Origin of the sequence: Marinimicrobium sp. ARAG 43.8, from assembly GCF_050113635.1 — a bacterium.
Taxonomy (GTDB): Bacteria; Pseudomonadota; Gammaproteobacteria; order Pseudomonadales; family Cellvibrionaceae; genus Marinimicrobium.
On the sequence record NZ_JBNJLT010000007.1, the window covers coordinates 170,129 to 187,251 of the forward strand.

The following is a 17,123-nucleotide window of genomic DNA, read 5'->3' on the forward strand; positions in this document are numbered from 1 at the left end:
CTTGTCACGGACTTACCTCTGTAATTCGTCCGAGATAAACGTCGCTATCTGCTCCACAGCGATATCGCGCGACGCTTCATCCCGGCGCCCTTTGTACTCGACGGTACCGTTTTGTAAGCCCCGGTCTCCTACGACCAGCCGATGCGGGATGCCCATCAAATCGGTATTGGCCAGCATAACGCCGAGTCGAGCCTTTTCTTCGTCCATGTAGAGTACGTCCACACCGTTTTGAGTCAGTTGTTCGTAAAGCCGTTCGCACTGGTCAGTGACGGTGGGTGATTTATGCGCATTGATGGGAATCAGGGCCAGTTGGAACGGAGCGATATTTTTGGGCCAGATAATACCTTTGTCGTCGTGGTTTTGTTCAATGGCGGCGGCCACTACTCGAGAAACACCAATGCCGTAGCAACCCATGATCATGGGTTGCTCCTTGCCGTTTTCATCCAGCACCCGAGCGTTCATGGCCTGGCTGTACTTGGTGCCCAACTGGAAAATATGGCCCACTTCAATGCCGCGTTTGATCTCAAGCTGGCCTTGGCCGTCCGGGCTGGGATCGCCTGCCACCACGTTACGCAGGTCTGCAACCTCAGGCAGCGCGACATCACGCTCCCAATTCACCCCTGTCAGGTGGTATCCGTCGCGGTTGGCACCGCATACGAAGTCCGACAGGCCCGCTGCGGCACGGTCGGCCCAGACTTTAATATTAAGCCCCACAGGACCCAGGGATCCCGTAGTGGCGCCCAGTTCTTTCTCGATGCGTGCCTCTGGGGCAAAGGTAAGCGGTGCCTGAACGCCCTGGAGCTTTTCGGCTTTGATGTCGTTGAGGGCATGGTCGCCGCGCAGTACCAAAGCCACCAGCGGTTGCTGGCCATCCTCGTTTTCCTCTCCCAGCACAATGAGTGTTTTCAGGGTTTGTGCGGGATCGACCTTCAGGAATTCACTGACCTGCGTAATGCTTTCCTGGTCGGGTGTGGCGACCTCCGACATAGTTGCCTGGGGCGCAGGGCGTTCCCCGGTGGGTGCCAGGGCCTCGGCTTTTTCCACGTTCGCGGCATAGCGGCTGCTATCGCTGAAGACGATGTCATCTTCACCGCTCTCCGCCAGCACATGAAACTCGTGAGAGAAAGCACCGCCGATCGATCCCGTATCAGCCAGAACCGGACGGTAGCCCAAACCAATACGGTCAAAAATCGCACAGTAAGTGCGATGCATGACATCGTAGGTTTCCTGAAGAGACGCCTCGGTCAAATGGAAAGAGTAAGCGTCCTTCATGGTGAATTCACGCGCTCGCATCACGCCGAAACGCGGCCGGATTTCGTCGCGGAATTTGGTTTGGATCTGGTAAAAGTTGGCGGGCAGCTGCTTGTAGCTATTGATCTCCCCGCGAATCAAATCTGTGATGACCTCTTCGTGGGTGGGCCCCAGACAAAAGGCGCGCTGGTGGCGATCATTGATACGCAACAGCTCGGGGCCGTACTCATGCCAGCGCCCGGACTGCTCCCATAACTCGGCAGGTTGCACCACCGGCATGAGTACTTCTTGAGCGCCGGAGCGATCCATTTCTTCACGAATGATGCGTTCCACCTTCCGCAGTACCCTCAGCCCCAAAGGCATCCAGGTATACAGGCCCGACGCGAGCTTGCGGATCATGCCGGCGCGCAGCATCAACTGGTGGCTGATCACCTCGGCGTCCGAAGGTGTTTCTTTAAGGGTGGCAATCAAAAAGCGGCTGGCTCGCATAAGTCGAATTCTTAGTGGCTATACTGGTAAAGTGATTAAAGCACTATTCTACGGTGCTTGGCTGTTCGGGTACAGACTCTCGACGGCGGTATAAGGCTTTTAACGGTTGGCCCGGGGAGGGCAGGTGTTATGTTTGAACTGCATTCGCGTCTGGCGGAAGATTCTGTGGTGGTGGGCCGGTTTCCACTGTCGTTGCTGCTACTGAGTAAAGACGCCAATTACCCCTGGTGCATCCTGGTACCTCAGCGAGAGGATGTGTTTGAAATTCACCATTTGGGGGAAGAGGATCAGCGGCAGTTGATGACGGAGTCCTGTTGCCTGGCCGAGATGATGGCCAGCGTGTTTGATGCTCATAAAATGAATGTGGCGGCGCTCGGCAATAGGGTAAAACAATTGCACCTGCATCATATCGCGCGCTTTGAGCATGATCCCGCCTGGCCAAAGCCTGTGTGGGATGTGGTGCCTGTCGTGGACTATACGCCCGAGCAGCTCGAAGACCGTTTGGCGCACATTCGGTCAGCGTTGGTAGGGGAGGAGTTCGAGTCTCTTTAGTCTGTTAGTCGTCAGCTTGGCGCGTCTTGCGATTGATCGAAAGGGTCGGGGCTGCCATGGGTAGCCCCGACCGCTTTGGCAATAACGGTTATACCGCCATTTCCTTAAGCTTCTTCAGGGGGCGCACCTTAATGGCGGTGGAGGCCGGTTTGGCCTTGAAGACGGTCTCTTCGCCCGTGAAGGGGTTGATGCCCTTGCGTGCTTTGGTGGCGGGCTTTTTGACGGTGGTGATTTTCAGCAGGCCGGGCAGAACAAATTCGCCACAGGCACGCTTCTTGACGTGACCTTCAATGATGTCGGACAGTTCGTCCAGGACCGACTGCACCTGCTTTTTACTCAGTTCGGTATTCTCGGCAATCTGGTTGAGGATCTGAGTCTTATTGTAACGCTCGGAAACGGCCTTAACCTTACGCGTGTTGGGCTGTTTGGCCGCAACTTTCTTGGCGGTGGTTTTTTTGGCAGTTGCCTTTTTGGCGGTAGCTTTGCGAGCAGCCATAGTGTGATCCTTTATTGAATGTCAAAACAGTGAAAAACCGCAGGGTAACCCCCCCGCAAACGAAAAGTAAAGGCCACACTCGGTGCGGCTGGCACTATATATAAAGGATAAAACGCGACTCAGCAACCAAAACGTGGTTATTTCGCCGGGGAAACGGGTAATACGCATCAGTGGGGCGTTTTCTTCCACATAATATCGGGGGCAAAGGGTCTGGAGCGGTGCTGCTCAAGGCGATCAAGCCCCTCTGGGCGCTGTTCATTACTCTGGCAAACGACTCCTGGAAAAGATGCCCTGACAGTGCCGAAAGGGATTGGCTGGATGCTTATCATATAAGAAATTGGTTGCGCTAATAAAAAAAAGAGGTTATAAATGACTATAAGTCGGCGTGAACTGCTCCGGCCTCGGCAATGACCATACAGACTTATAAAGATAATAGTGTAATGAAGACAGGCTTGTTCAAGCACATCGCGCACCAATGGTGTGGCCGGGCGTTATGCGGACTGGCCGTGGCATTGATGTGTTTACCGCTCAGCGCTTTAAGCTCCCCTGATGATGCACATGCTTCTGCTGTTATCTGGTTTGACCACCCCGCCGAACGGGGGGAGGAAGAAGTGTTGCCTGTGGGCAATGGGGCATTAGGTGCTGCCGTGCAAGGCGGGGTGCAGCAAGAGGTTCTGCAGTTCAACGAAAAGACCTTGTGGACCGGAGGCCCTCAGGCTGGGGAAACCTACGATTACGGTATCCCGTCGGAGTCCTATGTAAGCAAGCTGCAAGAGGTGCAAAAACGCCTGCGCGCCGAAGGGTCTATGGCACCGGAGGCCGTTGCCGACCTATTGGGCAGACAGGCACACCACTACGGTTTCTACCAAAGCTTCGGCGATGTAACACTCGAGTACCCCGGGCTTTCCGGGGAGGTAACGGCGTACCGTCGAGCGTTAAATCTTGAGCTGGGTGAAGCCAGCGTTAGTTTTCGGCACGAGGGTGTGAACTACCAGCGTACTTACTTTGCCAGTTATCCCGATCAGGTGATTGTCATGCGATTGGCCGCTGATCAGCGTGGCAAGATCAATGTGAATGTCGGATTTTCAATGCCGGATAATCGTTCTGTGGCGCTTCGCTGGGGCGAGCAGAGCCTCCAGGTCAGTGGGACGCTGGATGACAATGGGCTGGCCTACGCTGCACTGCTCGGAGTTCAGGTAAAGGGAGGCAATGCCCAAGCGGATGAGGAAACCGGGAAATGGCACATTCGTAACGCCGACGAGGTGGTGCTCCGTTTGAGCGCGGCCACTGATTATAAGATGCAGTACCCGCACTATCGGGGCGATGACCCCACGCCCGAAGTTAATGCTGTACTCCAGGCCGCTAACTTGCATGAGTATACACAGCTGCAGGCTCGTCATCGTGAGGATTATCAGGCGCTGTTTAATCGCGTAGCCCTCTATCTTGGCCAGGCGTCATCAGAGAAAACCACCCCAGCGCTGTTGGCGGGCTATTCCGAGAGCAACTCTGCCGCCGAAGACCGGCAGCTGGAAGCCTTGTACTTTCAATTTGGTCGCTATCTTTTGATCAGCTCTTCTCGTAGCGGCTCCTTGCCGGCCAACTTACAGGGCGTGTGGAATCACTCAAAAACGCCGCCATGGAATGCCGATTATCATGTGAATATCAATTTGCAGATGAATTACTGGCCGGCGGAAGTCACCAACTTGAGCGAAACCGCTGATCCACTGTTTGATTTTGTGGACGCACTGGTTGAGCCAGGCCGTCGTTCTGCCAAACAGTTTTTCGGGGCAGACGGCTGGACGCTGTTTTTGAATACTAATATTTGGGGTTTTGCTGGCGTTATCGATTGGCCCACCGCCTTCTGGCAGCCTGAAGCCGGTGCCTGGTTGGCGCAACATTATTACGAGCACTACCTGTTCAGTGGTGACAAGCGGTTTCTCAAAGAGCGGGCATATCCGGTCATGCGAGCAGCAGCAGCTGTGTGGCTGAAAGCGCTGGTGCGTGATGCGGCAAATGAGCAATGGATAGTGTCTCCCAGTTACTCGCCGGAGCACGGTGATTTTACCGAAGGCGCGGCGATGTCCCAGCAGTTGGTGTGGGACCTGCTGAACAATACTCGACAAGCCGCGGAAGAGGTGGGGGATGAGGCGTTTGCTCGACAAGTGCAAGCCAAACTGATCGCATTGGATCCGGGCTTGCGGATTGGCCGGTGGGGCCAGTTACAAGAGTGGCGGCAGGACTTGGACGAAGCGGATAATCATCATCGCCATGTGTCACACCTGTTTGCGCTTCATCCCGGTCGACAAATAACGGCTGATGAGCCAGAGCTTCTGGCCGCTGCGCGCACGACGTTGAACGCCAGAGGCGATGGTGGCACTGGGTGGGCTCAGGCCTGGAAAGTTAATTTATGGGCGCGACTCAAGGAGGGCAACCGGGCTCACAAGCTGTTAGCGGATCAACTGCGCGACAGTACGCTACCAAACCTATGGGATACGCACCCGCCGTTTCAAATCGACGGCAATTTCGGCGCAACAGCCGGTATTGCCGAAATGCTGTTGCAAAGTCATGGCGATGCCATCCACGTATTACCGGCGCTCCCCGATGCCTGGCCAAAAGGTTCGGTAAAAGGGCTGCGCGCCAGGGGCGGTGTGACTGTGAGTCTGGACTGGCAAGATGGTAAGCCAACAAATTTAATGATAAAAGCGTTGAACTCGAGAGAGATTAGTCTTCGCTCAATCTGTTCATCAGACGAAGTATCCGTTGTGGATATAGGTAAAAAACAAAAAGTTTCTGTGTCAGGCGATTCGAGCAACATAAGTCGATGGGAAACCATAGCCGGACACAGTTATCGGGTGGCATTTGGAAAATGCAATCCGTCACGTGAAACGATCTGAATAGACAGTGGTTTCACGAAATAGGGTCGAGAGGTAGTTTCTCTAGACCGATACCGCCAGGAGATAGGTTCATTAACCCTAAATGTTAACATTCACTGGGGAAAGTGGAGACTTAAGCACATGATAATAACCCAACAAACACGACCTACTATGACTACTAAGACAAACGAAATATTTAAACGCAAGGCTCTCGCCAAGTCCATTCGATGGGCCTCTCATGCCATAGTGTTTGGCGCATTAGGCTGGCAGAGCGCTGCCATAGCTCAAGATAGCGAGGCGCAGCCATCTGCTATGGCACTGGAAGAAATTGTGGTGTCTGGTCAGCGTGAGAGTATTCAATCGGCGCAACTGATTAAGCAAAATGCCGAGCAAATTGTAGACTCAATTGTTGCTGATGATATTGGAAAACTTCCTGATCGTTCGGTGACCGAAACGCTGCAACGTGTACCCGGCGTTACGATTGAGCGGTTTATGGACATCGGCGATCCCGAGCATTTCTCTGCCGAGGGGAGCGGTGTCGCTGTACGGGGTATGAAACACGTTCGAAGCGAGCTGAATGGCCGTGACACATTCTCTGCCAGCGGCGGACGAAGTTTGAGCTTTGAAGATGTTCCCGCCGAGTTGATGGCGGGAGTTGATGTTTACAAAAACCCCTCTGCCGACATGATTGAAGGGGGCATTGGCGGTACAGTTGACTTGCGAACTCGCATGCCCCTTGACAGTGACGGCCAGGTGCTATCTGGTTCTGTCAGCGTAAACTATGGTGACTTTATTGAGGAGGCTGACCCTTCAGCTTCTATCCTCTACAGCAATAGCTGGGATACTGATGCCGGTGAATTTGGGCTTTTGTTGAATTACGCTTACTCTGAAATCTCCACCCGCACGGACGGCATTTTTCTTCGGCCTTTCTTTGCTCGTACAGATATTCTCGAAGACCAAACTGCCTGGGTTCCTCGTGGTGCAGACTGGCGTCGAATGGATTTCAATCGAGAGCGTGAAGGCAGTTACGCGGCGTTTCAGTGGCGCCCTAATAGTGATCAAGAATTTTACTTTACAGTATTCCGCAGCGAATACGACATGCAGTGGGACGAAGATGCGATCTTTGTGGACAATGATCCCTGGTCTATTCAGCTGTCGGATGATTCACAGTTCGATGCCAACGGCGTTTTCCAGAGCGGCACTTTAACCAATGCGGAACCTCCCGAGGGCGCGCCTCAAGCACCCGGTATTCCATTTGGTGCGGACATTCGTGTGTCAGCCCGTAACTCAGTAACCACGGATTACGCGGCTGGCTGGAAGTGGATGCCGAGCAGTGCTTGGGAATTCAGCACAGAATTCCAATACACTGACTCAAAAACTGACACACTCGATAGTACCGTTGCCACAGGGATCAGCTTGGAAACATTGACAATCAATGCGGCGGCAGAACCTCCGGAAATCACCACGGATGAAGATTATTTGGCTGATCCCAGTAACTATTACTGGGCGTTTGCCATGCCGCATATCGAAGATAGCAAAGCGGAGCAGTTTGCGTGGCGAGCTGATGCAGAGTTTTTTATCGATGACTCCATCATCAAATCCATTAAAGGCGGTGTGCGCCTTACTAACCGGGAAGCCGATAACATCAATACCGGCTATGATTGGCAGGCGATCTTTGCTTCTTGGATGACCACGGATTGGGGCGGCGGCCTGAATATCAACGATCTGGGGATGCCTCATATTAATGACAGCTCGAAGATGTCTTTAAACACGTTTGATGACTTCTTCCGTGGCGATGCCAACCTGACAGGCGTAGTATGGGCACCGAATAAGGAAATTGCAGAAGGATATCCGGACAGCTATGTGGACTTGTATGGAGACGCTGCCGAGTATGCTGACTCATTGGGTCACCCCTACTCGGAAGTCAATGGAGCTTACCAACTCCGAAACCCGGCTGATCCGGAGTGGCGCAATCTGCAGTCTGAAGACACTTACGCGGTGTACGGTGTAGTGCGTTTTGGCTTTGATGATCTGCCGATGCCGATTGACGGTAATGTCGGGGTGCGTTATGTAGACACCAGCTCGCAATCAGATGGCTTCCTGGTTTACCCTTCGCTGGCTCCGTATGGTAATGGTCAAATGGAACCCATTAGTGTCAATAATGATTACGATAATGTGTTGCCCAGTTTGAACCTGCGCATGAAAATAACGGATGAGCTGGTTGCCCGCTTCGCTCTCTCCAAAGCCATGTCGCGGCCCAGCTTTTCTGAAATGCAGGCATATCAGATTTTGGACGCCACAATGGATGAGGAAAGTCAAAGTGTTAATTTGACTTCTGGTTCCTGGAACAACCCCAACCTTAAGCCGATGGAGTCGGATCAGGCAGACCTGTCGTTGGAATACTATTTTGATGACGCAGGTGGCATGGCGCACTTGAATCTGTTCTACAAGGACGTTGAGGGCATCATTCGCAACCAAACGGTGGCAGAGCAGTATCCCGACCTGAATGGCGATATGCAAACCTATACGGTAACGCGCCCGGTGAATGCAGGCAGTGCGAAAATCAAAGGCTTTGAATTGGGTTACAGCCAGTTTTTCGACTTTTTGCCAGCGCCGTTTGATGGCCTTGGCATGCAAGCAAACTACACCTACATTGACAGCAGCACCGATATTCCTAATAGCATTGACCCAGAAACAGGTGCTTTGATTGCCCCTACCGATACGGATGGTACGGTGTTTGCGCAAAATCTCCCGTATGAAGGATTGTCCGAGCACGCGTACAATCTGGTAGGCATGTATGAAAAAGATAAACTGTCTATTCGCTTGGCTTGGAGCTGGAGAGATGAGTACCTGATGTCAGTGGGTGCCAATGGATTTAATGGCGATAACGGTGGAGTCAATAGCAGTGCTGGAGATGCCGGTGACGCAATCTATTGGAAATTACCGGTTTACAGTGATGCAAGCGGTCAGCTCGATGGGTCCATTTTCTACGATATCAATGACAATTTGTCTATCGGTTTGGAAATGAATAATCTCACCAACGAGCAGACGCGCACCATCATGCAACAGAAAGAGGGCGGTGCAGGTCGTCATTACTCTTCTTACTTTGTTAATGACACTCGCTATGCGTTGACGCTTAGAGCTACGTTCTAAATTTTCAACTGTTTTCTGAAGCTTGACTTAATGCCGGCACTTTGTGCCGGCTTTTTTTGTGGGAGTTTTTAGGTTCAGGCAAATGTCGCCCAAATCGGGCAGTGATCAGAAGGCCGTTCCATGCCTCGAATGTCGTAGTCCACTCCCGCGTCTTTGCAGTGTTCAAGGAGGTGTTGATTGGCCAGAATCAGGTCAATACGCAATCCGCGTTTTGGATCGGCATCAAAACCTTTGCTGCGGTAGTCAAACCAGCTGAAGGTGCGCTCATCGTCCGGTTGATGATGACGAAAGGTGTCTTTCAGGCCCAGGTCTAAAATGCCTTGCAGCCACTCGCGCTCCTCCGGCAGGAAACTGCACTTCCCCTCACGCAGCCAACGCTTTCGGTTTTGTTCCCCAATGCCGATATCGAGGTCGGTGTGGGAGACATTCATATCGCCCATTACCAGTACTTGTTCTTCGGCCTTGCACTCACTGTCGAGAAACTGGTGCAGATCTTCGTAGAATTTTTTCTTGTTTGGAAACTTGGTCGGGTGTTCGCGGTTCTCTCCCTGCGGGAAATAGCCATTCAATACCGTAATCTCTCCCCCGAGTGGGGACTCAAAGACACCACCAATAAACCGCCGCTGTGACTCTTCAAGATCTCCTGGAAACCCTTTGATCACTTTTTGGAAAGGGTGGAGTGACAGCAAAGCCACGCCATAGTGCGTTTTTTGACCGTAAAATTCGACGTGATACCCCAGGGCGCGAATGTCGTCTACAGGAAATTGATCGTCCGTTACTTTGGTTTCCTGTAGCCCGATAAAGTCCGGTTGGTATTTCTCCACGACTGCTTCAAGTTGATGCAGGCGGGTGCGAATACTGTTAACGTTGAATGATACGGCTTTCATGATGCTTGTTACTCTTACCAGTTGGCTACGCGATTGCGTTCTTGCTCGTCCATATCGGACAACAGTTCAATAAAGTCAATCAGGATGTAGCCGGACTCGTTCAGGAAGGGGTCTTTTTCCGGATCGATTTTGCTGTGAGACTGAGCGGTGAAGTCGACCAGGTCTTCTTCCATGCCGTCGTCATTAGCGGCTTCATCGTTAGAGCCTTCTTCATCAGATTGAGTGTCATCGGCTACGCCGTCGATGTCGTCGTAACTTTCATATAAAGACAAGCCTTTTGCTTTGCGGCGTTGATTCTCGAGAGCCAACAGTTTCTCCTCAAACGTTTCCTGCTCCTTCAGTCGGGCCTGTTCGTTCAGGGAAACCACTTTCCGGTCTTTGTTTTTGCGGGTCAACGTCATTTGGCCATTCAGGTACGTGAAGTCGGGGTTTTGAGTCACGCGGCTTTCGTGTGCCGGGTTTAACTTTGGGAGCAGCGCATTGACGTCGTAGTACTTTTCGTGCGAAACCGCATGGATTCTGTCCCAGGGCAGGGCGTGGTCATAGCTGCTTTCACCCACTTCCTCGGCGTCTACAAGGCTGGGGAGCGTCATGTCGGGAATGATGCCGCGATGTTGGGTGCTGTCGCCTGAGACGCGGTAGAATTTGGACTCGGTGAGTTTCAGCTGGCCGGCTTCCACGGGCACAAGTGACTGAACCGAGCCCTTGCCAAAGCTCTGGCTGCCGACAATTAACCCTCGACCGTAATCCTGAATGGCGCCAGCGAAAATCTCCGAAGCGGAGGCGCTGAGCCGGTCAATCAGCACCAACAGCGGGCCTCGATATGCGGCCGGTGAGTGTGCCTGATAGTTGCGGGAAATCAGGGAATTGGTCTGGCGAATCTGTACCACGGGGCCGCGATCAATAAACAGGTCGGTCAGGGTTGTGGCTTCCTGGAGAGACCCGCCGCCGTTGCCTCGTAAATCGAGAATGATGCCATCCACGTTTTCTTTCTCGAGCTTGCCCAAAATCTTCAGTACATCGCGGGTGGTGCTTTTGAAATTGGGGTCACGGTTGCGATACGCCTCGAAATCCATGTAGAAGGTCGGCACTTTAATAACGCCAATTTTATAGCGGTCACGGCCACTGTTCAGTTCGAACACTTCATGTTGGGCGGCCTGCTCTTCCAGTTTTACTTTGTCGCGGGTGATGATAATGGTTTTGGTGGCGCTATCCGCAGGCGCTTTCGAAGGCAGCACCTCAAGGCGTACCACCGTGCCCTTTTTCCCTCTTATCTGATCAACGACTTCGTCAAGGCGCCAGCCCACGACGTCCGTCATCTCTCCTTTCTCGCCCTGTCCGACGGAGATAATACGGTCAGCGGGTCGCAGTTCGCCTTGTTTGTCAGCCGGACCGGCGGGCACCAAGCGCATGACTTTGGTGTATTCGTCTTCCGTTTGAAGTACGGCGCCGATGCCTTCCAGGGACAGCGACATATTGATATTGAAGTTTTCCAGCGTGCGTGGAGAGAGGTAGTTGGTGTGTGGATCGTATAGGGTGGTGAGGCTGTTGACGATCACCTCAAAGGCATCCTCGCTCTCTTGCTGCTTTACGCGGCGCAGTTGGTTGGTATAGCGCTTATGCAACAGTTCCTTGCTGTCTTCCAAGTCCTTGCCCGCCAGGCTTAGATCGAGCAGGGCGGCTTTAATCCGTCTGTGCCAGAGCTCATCGGCGGTTTGTTTGTCTTTTGGCCACTCGGCTTTCTCCCAGTCCACGACCAGGGTATCGTCTTTAGTAAAATCGTATTTGATCTCGTCGCTTTCGAGAGACGCAATGACGGATTCCAGTCGGGTGACCAATCGTTGGCGATAGACATCGAAAACCCGGAATGCCTCGGTCAGGTTGCCTTTGGCCAGCCAGTCATCGAATTTGCGGCGACTCTTGTTGAAACTGTCGATGTCGGCCTGGAAAAAATAACTCTTGGTCGGGTCGAGCGTTTTCAGGTAGTTGTCGAGAAACTCAGAGGAAAGCTGGTCGTTCAGTGCCTGTTCCCGATAATGGTGCTCGCTCAGCTGTCGCACCACGCTGGCAGTGACCTCTTGATGTTGTTCGCTAATCTTGAGTGGCTCCAGCGCCTCGGCCCACAGAGTAGGGGAGCCGAGCAGCAACAAAAGGGCGATGGTGCTGTTGCGCAGAAGCGTCTTGATGTCGGGCATAACTTCTTTCCTGCTGTACGTCAGGGACTGACCTATGAGAAATAGGGATTTGAGTCTCAATGTTTCATACTACTACAGGGCTTGAGACAGCACCACCGCTGGGCCTTAGAGGCGAGCGGGAGCGCGAGGTTCCCAGCGGTGGCGCGAAATGCAACGGGGGCTGCCCTCTCGGTGCAGCCCCCGTTGTCGGTGCCGACGTAAAATCCAGGCGATTGTGTCAGGCAGGGTAGTCCCGCTTGGCGTAGCCGGTGTAGAGCTGGCGGGGGCGCCCGATTTTGTAGGGAGCGCTAACCATTTCCTGCCAGTGTGCATACCAGCCGACGGCGCGGCCTGTGGCAAAAATGACGGTAAAGGCCTCGGACGGAATGCCGATAGCTTTCATGATGATGCCGGAGTAGAAATCGACGTTGGGGTAGAGTTTTTTCTGGATGAAATACTCGTCTTCCAGTGCGATTTTTTCCAGCCGCTTGGCGATAGCGAGCAGCGGATCGTTCTCAAGGCCCAGTTCGGACAGCACTTCGTCCGCGGCCAGTTTCATCACCTTGGCACGAGGATCGAAGTTCTTGTACACACGGTGCCCGAAGCCCATCAGGCGGAACGGGTCCTCTTTGTCTTTCGCTTTGGCTACGTAAGTGTCGATGTTATCGACGCTGCCAATTTCTTCCAGCATATTCAAAACGGCTTCATTGGCGCCGCCGTGTGCCGGGCCCCACAGTGTCGCAATGCCGGCGGCAATGGCTGCGAACGGATTGGTGCCCGAAGAGCCGGAAAGCCGTACGGTCGAGGTGGAGGCGTTCTGCTCGTGATCGGCGTGCAGTAGGAAGATGCGATCCATCGCCTTGGCCAGTACCTGATTGACTTTGGGTGCCTGCCCGGCGGTGCCAAATGTCATGTTCAGGTAATTTTCCGCGTAGGCCAGATCGGCGTCAGCCGCGATAAATTCCTCGCCCTGGCGGTGCTTGTGGGCCATGGCGGCCAGAGCAGGCATTTGCCCGATCAGGCGATAGGCTGTTATGCGGCGGCTTTCTTCGCTGGTGATGTCGGTATCGTTGTTGTATACCGCTGCGAGAGCGCCCACGGCGCTGCCGAGAATGGCCATCGGGTGGGCGTCGCGGCTGAAGCCACGAATAACGTTGGCCACAGACTCATCAACGGTTGAGTGCTGTTTAACTTCGGCGACGAAGGTTTCTTTTTGCGCCTGGCTGGGCAGTTCGCCGTTTAAAAGGAGGTAGCAGGTTTCGAGGTAATCGGAGTGCTCGGCGAGTTGGTCGATGGGATAGCCGCGGTGCAACAGAATGCCCTTGGCGCCATCGATGAACGTAATCTTGGACTCGCAGGGCGCAGTGGACATAAAGCCCGGGTCGTAGGTGAAAAAGCCTTTCTTGGTCAGACCGGAAACATCGATCACGTCGGGGCCGGCAGTGCTCGGGTAAACAGGCAGATCAATGGGCGCATCCAGGCCGTCGACCGTTAACCGTGCTTTTCTGTCAGTCATTACGGACTCCTGTATTTACAAACTCTTTTAAGGCTTCCAGGAATGGCAGGATGGCCAGACTGGATAAAAAATCGAGGCGTCACTATAAGCCCCGGCGTGGGTTTGTCAAACGGCCCACGGGTTGATTGGGAGGCGGCATTATAGAGGAGAAGCCGCCTTTTCGGTAGCGTTTGGCGGTTCGGCTGCGGAAAAATGTGCCCTGCGGTATTCGTGAGCGTTGTTATAACTTCTGGCTATGGCTCTTCCAATGTGCGTCATCAGGGCTTTTGCCGCGTTTTTTGGCGCGGGTTTTTGTTTGTGTTTCATGCCGTGACTCTCTATAATACGCCGCGTCTTGCAGGCAGCGGTGAGAGAGCCTTCATCATCCCGATTTTCGGACGGGGCGGTGCACAACGAAATCAACCTGGCAGCCGCCCTGTGTGCGTTTGGAGAGATGCGCCTGGCGCTATTTCGCTAACCTGCCCGACCGTGCGGGCTAGAAGGTGACTATCAACCGTGAAAAACCAACGACCTGTCAATCTAGAAATCTCCACCATCAAGTTTCCGATCACCGCTATTGTTTCCATTCTCCACCGCATGTCCGGTGTGGTCCTGTTCGCCGGGGTGGCGGTGCTGTTGTGGCTCCTTGATGCCAGTCTGGCCTCGGAAGAGCAGTTTGTAGCCCTTCAGGAAGCGTTAACCCGTCCTTTATGGCAATTTATCATTTGGGCCGTCCTGGCTGCATTGGCTTATCACCTGGTGGCGGGCGTTCGCCATTTGATTATGGACTGCGGCATTGGTGAAAGCCTTCAAGGTGGGCGACTCGGCGCAGTCATTGTTGTCGTTCTGTCCCTGGTACTGATTGTTCTGGCGGGAGTGTGGGTATGGTAACCGCAGTAACGAACCTGGGCCGAAGCGGCCTGTTTGACTGGCTGATTCAACGTGTGAGCGCCGTTATTCTGGCGGCTTATACGATTTTTATTGCGGCCTATCTGATTTTTACCCCCGATTTGTCCTTCGAGCAGTGGCAAGCGCTGTTTGACCATTTGTGGATGCGGATATTTACCCTGCTGACCCTGCTGTCAGCGGTGACGCATGCCTGGATTGGTCTCTGGTCGGTGCTGACAGACTACCTGACCGAGCGAATGATGGGCGGCAAGGCGACCGTCTTGCGTCTTTTGGCTCAAGTATTGCTCGCGCTGGTCGCTGTGACATACACCCTGTGGGGTGTTGAAATTATCTGGGGGTTTTGAACAATGCGGACAATCTCTTTTGACGGCATCGTAATTGGCGGCGGTGGTGCCGGTATGCGAGCGGCGTTGCAGTTGGCCAGTTCCGGTTACAAAACCGCTGTAATTACCAAAGTGTTTCCAACCCGCTCCCACACTGTGTCTGCGCAAGGTGGGATTACGTGCGCGATTGCCAGTTCCGACCCGAATGATGACTGGCGCTGGCACATGTACGACACCGTGAAAGGCTCTGACTATATCGGTGATCAGGAAGCTATTGAATATATGTGTTCTGTCGGACCTGAAGCGGTGTTCGAACTCGAGCACATGGGTCTGCCATTCTCTCGTACCGAGGAAGGTCGCATTTACCAGCGCCCGTTCGGCGGGCAGTCCAAAGATTTCGGTAAAGGTGGCCAGGCGGCCCGCACCTGTGCCGCCGCTGACCGGACCGGTCACGCACTGCTGCACACGCTGTACCAGAGCAACGTCAAGAGCAACACCGTTTTCATGAATGAATGGTACGCCGTGGACCTGGTGAAGAACCAGGACGGCGCGGTGGTGGGCGTAATCGCTATTAATATGGAAGACGGTGAAACCGTCTTCGTTCACTCCAAAGCCACGGTTTTGGCGACTGGCGGTGCCGGGCGTATTTATGCCTCTACTACTAATGCCCATATCAATACCGGTGACGGTATCGGGATGGCCCTGCGCGCCGGTTTTCCGGTTCAGGACATCGAGATGTGGCAGTTCCACCCGACCGGTATTGCCGGCGCTGGTGTGCTGGTGACGGAAGGTTGTCGAGGCGAGGGCGGTTACCTCGTTAATAAGGATGGTGAGCGCTTCATGGAGCGTTATGCTCCGAATGCCAAGGATCTGGCGGGCCGCGATGTCGTGGCGCGTTCGATGGTAATGGAAATTCTGGAAGGTCGCGGTTGCGGCGAAAATGGCGATCACGTGCTGCTGAAGCTGGATCACCTGGGTGAAGAAGTGCTGGAAAGCCGTCTCCCGGGGATTTGTGAACTGTCGCGCACCTTTGCCCACGTAGACCCGGTCAAGGCGCCGATTCCTGTGGTTCCGACCTGCCACTACATGATGGGCGGCATCCCGACCAATGTTCACGGACAGGCCCTGACGGTCGATGCCAATGGTAATGACAAGCCCATCGATGGCTTGTTTGCCTGTGGCGAAGTGGCGTGTGTTTCCGTTCACGGCGCCAATCGCCTGGGTGGCAACTCACTGCTGGACCTGGTGGTCTTCGGCCGTGCGGCGGGTCAGTACATCGAAAAAGCGTTGCGCGAAGGGGTGGAACACCGCGACGCGTCTCGTGACGATTTGGAGGCCGCTACCAACCGGTTGAATCGCCTGAACGAGTCCAAGTCCGGTGAAAGCGCCGCGGCCCTGCGCACCGAGCTGCAAACCGTTATGCAGAACCACTTTGGTGTGTTCCGTAAGGGTGAGTTCATGGAAGAAGGCATCAAAAAACTGGCCGATTTGCGCGAGCGCATCGCCAATGTGGTTCTGGAAGACAAGAGCCAGGCCTTCAATACGGCCCGTATTGAGGCGCTGGAACTGCAAAATCTGCTGGAAGTGGCCGAGGCAACAGCCATTGCGGCCAATGAGCGCACAGAGTCTCGCGGTGCCCATGCCCGCGATGACTACCAGGAGCGTGACGACAAGAACTGGCTGTGCCACTCCATGTACTACCCTACAGAAAAACGGGTGGGCAAGCGTCAGGTGAACTTTGCACCGCGCACCATGGAAGCTTTTGAACCCAAAGTTCGCACGTATTAAGGGGTGATGTTATGTTGAAGGTAGAAGTCTATCGCTATAACCCCGAAACCGATCAGGCCCCTTACATGAAGACCTATGAGGTCGATACTCAGGGTAAGGATCTGATGGTTCTGGACGTGCTGGAAATGCTCAAGGCCGAGGACTCAACCCTTGCCTTCCGCCGCTCTTGCCGCGAAGGGGTGTGTGGGTCCGACGGCATGAACATTAACGGCGTCAATGGGTTAGCGTGTGTGACCCCGTTGTCCCAGGTGGTGAAAAAGGGCAAATTGATTGTTCGCCCGCTGCCCGGCTTACCGGTCATCCGCGACCTGGTCATTGATATGGGCCAGTTCTACGAGCAATACCGCAAAATCGAGCCCTATTTGCAAAATGATACGCCCGCTCCGGCTATTGAGCGGTTACAATCTCCGGAAGATCGCGCCAAACTGGATGGTCTCTATGAGTGCATTCTGTGTGCGTGCTGCTCCACCAGTTGCCCTTCGTTCTGGTGGAACCCGGAGAAATTTATTGGACCGGCTGGTTTGCTGCAGGCGTATCGCTTCCTGGCGGACAGCCGCGACCTGGCGACAGAAAAGCGGTTGTCGAATCTGGACGACCCGTTTAGTGTTTTCCGCTGCCACAGTATTCAAAACTGTGTGGCAGTTTGCCCAAAAGGGTTGAACCCGACTCGGGCAATCGGGCATATTCGCTCAATGTTGCTGCGAAGCGCCACGTAGAATACCGCTAAACGGCA

The 17,123-nt window shown here is 53.9% G+C and carries 12 protein-coding genes; 7 read left to right on the top strand and 5 right to left on the bottom strand.

Annotated features, from left to right (window positions below):
- Nucleotides 1-12 precede the first annotated feature (12 nt).
- Nucleotides 13-1,740, bottom strand: coding sequence for a proline--tRNA ligase (locus tag ACQCLF_RS13945; RefSeq protein ID WP_426988309.1), 1,728 nt, complete (start codon nucleotides 1,738-1,740; stop codon nucleotides 13-15).
- Between the two features lie 129 nt (nucleotides 1,741-1,869).
- On the opposite strand from ACQCLF_RS13945, the gene ACQCLF_RS13950 reads away from it, so the two are divergent.
- Complete coding sequence (locus tag ACQCLF_RS13950) at nucleotides 1,870-2,292, top strand: HIT domain-containing protein (protein WP_426988311.1); 423 nt, start codon at nucleotides 1,870-1,872, stop codon at nucleotides 2,290-2,292.
- A gap of 88 nt (nucleotides 2,293-2,380) precedes the next feature.
- Here the strand turns inward: ACQCLF_RS13950 and ACQCLF_RS13955 are convergent, their stop codons facing one another.
- Nucleotides 2,381-2,788, bottom strand: a complete 408-nt coding sequence (locus tag ACQCLF_RS13955; RefSeq protein ID WP_426988313.1) for an HU family DNA-binding protein — start codon at nucleotides 2,786-2,788, stop codon at nucleotides 2,381-2,383.
- A 440-nt stretch (nucleotides 2,789-3,228) separates the two neighbouring features.
- On the opposite strand from ACQCLF_RS13955, the gene ACQCLF_RS13960 reads away from it, so the two are divergent.
- The gene (locus ACQCLF_RS13960; RefSeq protein ID WP_426988315.1) at nucleotides 3,229-5,682 is read left to right on the top strand and encodes a glycoside hydrolase family 95 protein; all 2,454 of its coding nucleotides are present in this window, start codon (nucleotides 3,229-3,231) and stop codon (nucleotides 5,680-5,682) included.
- Nucleotides 5,683-5,832: 150 nt separating this feature from the next.
- The gene (locus ACQCLF_RS13965) at nucleotides 5,833-8,814 is read left to right on the top strand and encodes a TonB-dependent receptor (RefSeq protein WP_426988317.1); all 2,982 of its coding nucleotides are present in this window, start codon (nucleotides 5,833-5,835) and stop codon (nucleotides 8,812-8,814) included.
- 74 nt (nucleotides 8,815-8,888) lie between these two features.
- On the opposite strand, the gene xthA is transcribed toward ACQCLF_RS13965, so the two are convergent.
- The 3 genes from xthA to ACQCLF_RS13980 form a co-directional block, all read right to left on the bottom strand.
- Nucleotides 8,889-9,701 carry an exodeoxyribonuclease III gene (gene xthA / locus ACQCLF_RS13970; protein WP_426988319.1) on the bottom strand — a complete coding sequence of 271 codons (813 nt, stop codon included), beginning with the start codon at nucleotides 9,699-9,701 and terminating at the stop codon, nucleotides 8,889-8,891.
- Nucleotides 9,702-9,715: 14 nt separating this feature from the next.
- Nucleotides 9,716-11,896, bottom strand: coding sequence for a carboxy terminal-processing peptidase (locus ACQCLF_RS13975; protein ID WP_426988320.1), 2,181 nt, complete (start codon nucleotides 11,894-11,896; stop codon nucleotides 9,716-9,718).
- Nucleotides 11,897-12,113: 217 nt separating this feature from the next.
- Nucleotides 12,114-13,391 carry a citrate synthase gene (locus ACQCLF_RS13980; protein WP_426988322.1) on the bottom strand — a complete coding sequence of 426 codons (1,278 nt, stop codon included), beginning with the start codon at nucleotides 13,389-13,391 and terminating at the stop codon, nucleotides 12,114-12,116.
- Between the two features lie 495 nt (nucleotides 13,392-13,886).
- Between ACQCLF_RS13980 and sdhC the strand changes: the two genes are divergently transcribed.
- The 4 genes from sdhC to ACQCLF_RS14000 are packed head-to-tail and all read left to right on the top strand — an operon-like array spanning nucleotide 13,887 to nucleotide 17,106.
- Entirely contained in the window at nucleotides 13,887-14,261 is a 375-nt protein-coding gene (gene sdhC, locus ACQCLF_RS13985) for a succinate dehydrogenase, cytochrome b556 subunit (RefSeq protein ID WP_426988323.1), read from the top strand.
- Complete coding sequence (gene sdhD / locus ACQCLF_RS13990) at nucleotides 14,255-14,623, top strand: succinate dehydrogenase, hydrophobic membrane anchor protein (RefSeq protein ID WP_426988325.1); 369 nt, start codon at nucleotides 14,255-14,257, stop codon at nucleotides 14,621-14,623. The genes sdhC and sdhD overlap by 7 nt, the downstream gene beginning before the upstream one ends.
- 3 nt (nucleotides 14,624-14,626) lie before the next feature.
- Nucleotides 14,627-16,390, top strand: a complete 1,764-nt coding sequence (gene sdhA, locus ACQCLF_RS13995) for a succinate dehydrogenase flavoprotein subunit (protein WP_426988327.1) — start codon at nucleotides 14,627-14,629, stop codon at nucleotides 16,388-16,390.
- Between the two features lie 11 nt (nucleotides 16,391-16,401).
- On the top strand, nucleotides 16,402-17,106 hold the full coding sequence (locus tag ACQCLF_RS14000; RefSeq protein WP_426988329.1) for a succinate dehydrogenase iron-sulfur subunit: 705 nt from the start codon (nucleotides 16,402-16,404) through the stop codon (nucleotides 17,104-17,106).
- Nucleotides 17,107-17,123 lie beyond the last annotated feature (17 nt).